The sequence below is a fragment of the Pedobacter sp. HMWF019 genome (assembly GCF_003061025.1).
Taxonomy (GTDB): Bacteria; Bacteroidota; Bacteroidia; order Sphingobacteriales; family Sphingobacteriaceae; genus Pedobacter.
In genome coordinates this window covers 1-3,329 of sequence record NZ_QAIL01000303.1, presented here as the reverse complement: position 1 = coordinate 3,329, position 3,329 = coordinate 1, and the positions used below count along the sequence as shown (strand labels likewise).

The 3,329-nt window shown below is 37.9% G+C and carries 6 protein-coding genes; 3 read left to right on the top strand and 3 right to left on the bottom strand.

The genetic code is table 11. The annotated features are described in order from the left end of the window. Positions 1-96 precede the first annotated feature (96 nt). The 3 genes from xseA (at position 97) to DBR11_RS17105 (ending at position 2,243) form a co-directional block, all read left to right on the top strand. Positions 97-1,446 carry an exodeoxyribonuclease VII large subunit gene (gene xseA, locus DBR11_RS17115; protein ID WP_233260796.1) on the top strand — a complete coding sequence of 450 codons (1,350 nt, stop codon included), beginning with the start codon at positions 97-99 and terminating at the stop codon, positions 1,444-1,446. Further along, complete coding sequence (gene xseB, locus DBR11_RS17110) at positions 1,446-1,649, top strand: exodeoxyribonuclease VII small subunit (RefSeq protein WP_108553865.1); 204 nt, start codon at positions 1,446-1,448, stop codon at positions 1,647-1,649. The genes xseA and xseB overlap by 1 nt, the downstream gene beginning before the upstream one ends. Positions 1,650-1,778: 129 nt before the next feature. Further along, positions 1,779-2,243 (top strand): tol-pal system YbgF family protein, encoded by a 465-nt coding sequence (locus tag DBR11_RS17105; protein WP_108553864.1) that lies wholly within the window; start codon positions 1,779-1,781, stop codon positions 2,241-2,243. Here DBR11_RS17105 and DBR11_RS17100 read toward each other — a convergent pair. The 3 genes from DBR11_RS17100 to DBR11_RS17090 form a co-directional block, all read right to left on the bottom strand. After that, positions 2,238-2,603, bottom strand: coding sequence for a PleD family two-component system response regulator (locus tag DBR11_RS17100; RefSeq protein ID WP_108553863.1), 366 nt, complete (start codon positions 2,601-2,603; stop codon positions 2,238-2,240). The two genes, DBR11_RS17105 and DBR11_RS17100, sit on opposite strands and share 6 nt — an antisense overlap. A 42-nt stretch (positions 2,604-2,645) precedes the next feature. Continuing rightward, positions 2,646-3,092 (bottom strand): DUF983 domain-containing protein, encoded by a 447-nt coding sequence (locus DBR11_RS17095; RefSeq protein ID WP_199233867.1) that lies wholly within the window; start codon positions 3,090-3,092, stop codon positions 2,646-2,648. Next, the coding region (locus tag DBR11_RS17090) for a helix-turn-helix domain-containing protein (protein WP_146186566.1) at positions 3,079-3,329 on the bottom strand (251 nt) is incomplete at its 5' end. The genes DBR11_RS17095 and DBR11_RS17090, both read right to left, overlap by 14 nt.

Here is a 3,329-nt window from a genome sequence, read left to right as displayed (position 1 = left end):
TTTATTCATAAAAGATCATTTATTGGCTTATTAACCTTGCTGAGGCTTAATTTGTTTTAGAATGATTAACTTTAAAAATTAAATTTAAAAATGTTGATGGCCAGTCATCCATTAAAATTATCAGAATTGACGCGTCAGATCCAGCAGGTTCTTGATGGTGTTTTCAATGGACAGACTTTTTGGGTAATTGCTGATGTAAGTAATTATACTTTTAAGGCAGATACAAATTATCACTATTTTGAATTGGTGGAGAAAGATAAAACTTCTTCAAAGCTAATCAGTAAAATGATAGCCCGGGCCTGGGGAACCGCTTCCGTTAATATTTCAAATTTTGAACGGGTAACGGGACAGAAATTTAAAAGCGATATTAATGTTCTGGTCCAGGTTACGGTACAATACAGCCCTGCTTTTGGACTGCAGCTGAATTTAGTAGATATTGATACGAACTTTACTTTAGGACAGTTTGAACAACAGAGAAAAGCTACATTGGAACGGCTTTTAAAAGAAAATCCGGAATTTATCAAAAGAACAGGGGATACATACCAAACCAGAAATGGTATGTTGAAGTTTAACAGAGTGCTTCAGTACATCGCAGTAGTCTCTTCAGATACTTCTGCAGGTTACCAGGATTTCAGGCATACGCTCGAAAATAATCCTTTTCAGTATTCTTTTCGGATAGACGATTACTTTACTAAGGTACAAGGAGAGTCTAATGCCAAACCTTTTCTAATGAGGTTAATCGAAATTTTCAATTCCGGAAATGCCTATGATGCGGTAATTATTATTAGAGGTGGGGGATCGCAGACAGATTTTTTAATCTTTGATAACTACGAGTTAAGCAGGGCTATTGCCAAATTTCCCATACCTGTGATTACTGGAATTGGTCATCAGAAAAATGAAACGATAGTGGATCTGATGGCGCATACTTCAACAAAAACGCCCACTAAGGCAGCTGAACTTATCCTTGCGCACAACAGGAGCTTTGAAGATAACTTGTTAAATCTGAAGAATCGCATTTTGATCAATACGCAGCAATTACTTTCTCTGCACTCCAATGCTTTGTCAGCGACCAGATCCTATATTATAAGGGATGTGATTTCTTTACTTAATGAACATCGCCAAAGGATGTATTCTTTAGGCTCGATGGTGAGCGGACAACCCAGGTATATGATCGGCAACAAGAGGAAAGATCTGAACAATATGATTAATAATATCAAGTTGTATAACCGGATGTATTTGTCGAACAAGAATGGGCACCTGGAGCACTACCTGGCTGTAGTTAAGCTTATGAGTCCTCAAAATATATTGAATAAAGGTTTTGCTATTGTTAAATTGAACAATCACATCATCAGCAAAGCAGATGATATACAGCCTGGACAGGAGCTTACGGTTCAGTTGGCCAGTACAGAAATTCATACTATAGTTAAATCAAAAGAGGAAATATAATGGAAGAAAATCTTACTTACGAAGCGGCCTATCAGGAACTGGCGGAAATTGCACAGGAGATCGAAACGGAATCGGTTTCTGTCGATGTACTTGCTCAAAAGGTAAAAAGAGCTTCGGATCTCATTTCGTTTTGTCAGGGTAAATTACGGTCGACGGAAGAAGAAGTTACGAAAATCATTAAACAAATGGATAACCAGTTGTGAAGATCTTTGTGTTGAATATATCTTGTTGTAATTAAAACATTACAACTCGTAACTTGTTGTGTGTAAAATAATTAATATGCTTTCACGTTAAGGTCTCTAGACCTGCCTTTGTACTTAAAACTAATAGTTATGGCAAATGTAATGATGAATAAGCCAAAAAATGTTTTACGAGAGGAGCTGACCCCTGAGCAGCAAGTTCAGATTGATGAATATGCTGGTATGGGAAACGATGAAATGGATAATGAGAACTATGTGCACGCCATTGGGTGGTTTAATAAGGCACTGGATATTATTCCCGCACCACAGGAGAACTGGGAGGCTACTGGTTGGCTGAGTGCTGCCGTAGGTGACGCCTATTTTAATTTAGGGAATTACGAGAAGGCAATCCGGTATTTTGAAAGATCTAAACTGATTTATGGAGCTGAAGGGAGTAATCCTTTTGTGTTATTGAGACTGGGCCAGTGTTATTTTCATTTGAGTAGGGAAGAGCAGGCAAAAGAATGCTTGCTGAGTGCCTACATGCTGGAAGGAAAGGAGTTATTTGATGATGAAAAAGTGTATTTTGATTTTCTTAGCAGCAAGGTGCTTTTATGAACTGAGCTGAAAGTAGACTTTATCTAAGACTTCGCCGATATTAAAAGGCTTTGCAATAATATCGTTAGGGCCAAACTGCTGATTTAAAGTATCCCCCAACTCGTTTATACCAGAGATGAGAATAATGGGAATATGCTTTAATTCTTCATCACATTTAATTTCCTTACATATTTCCCTGCCGTCGGTGTCTCCCAGGAGGATATCCATTAAGATCAAATCAGGTTTTTCCATTCTGATGACCTGCAGTGCCTGGTTACCGCTGGCAATGGTAACCAGGTCCCAGTCTGCGTAGTCAAGAACGTCACTGAGTGCATTCAGGGTTTCCTGGTCATCGTCAAAAACCAATATTTTCTTGTTCATAAAACTAATATACGACGATGTAACTAATTTTATAACAAAAAGTTACAATCTTTGGGACTGGGTGTTTTTCTCTATTCCCCGTTCAGGTTCGTAATGAAGCCCGGGAGATAACCAATATAACAGGATCATTCTTGAATATCTGTAATTGAATGGAGAGAAAAGAAATACGGCGATAAGTAATATACCCGCAAAATACCAAAGGTTCTCATAAACAAGATCAAGCCCGAATATATAGGCGGCTACGCTTATAGAAACCATCTCTGCAACATTCATTGCATAGCTTACGAACATAGAAACATAGAAATACCCAGGTTCACGTTCAAATCTAAGCCCACAGTGAGGGCAGTTTTCATTCATCTTTTGAATCTTTAAACCATAGGTTGGACCAACAAATACTTTTCCAACTCTGCAGCGTGGGCATTTCGAATGACTAAAGGCATGCCATTGAGAAATATGGGGTACTGCCTCAGTGTTTTTATTGTTTTCCATTTTGTTGTGTATTATGTTTTCTGAATTTTTCTGGTGTTATTTCTTCATATTTTTTGAAGAATTTAATAAAATAGGACTGATCACTAAAGTTTAAACGTTCAGCAATCTCAGCGACGCTAAGGTCGAGGTTGATCAATAAGCGTTTGGCTTCTAAAATTACTCTTTCACGAATGATTTCTCCTGCAGATTTACCAAGCAGATCATTGCAAAGTGCATTAAGGTGGTTTGGTGTAATGT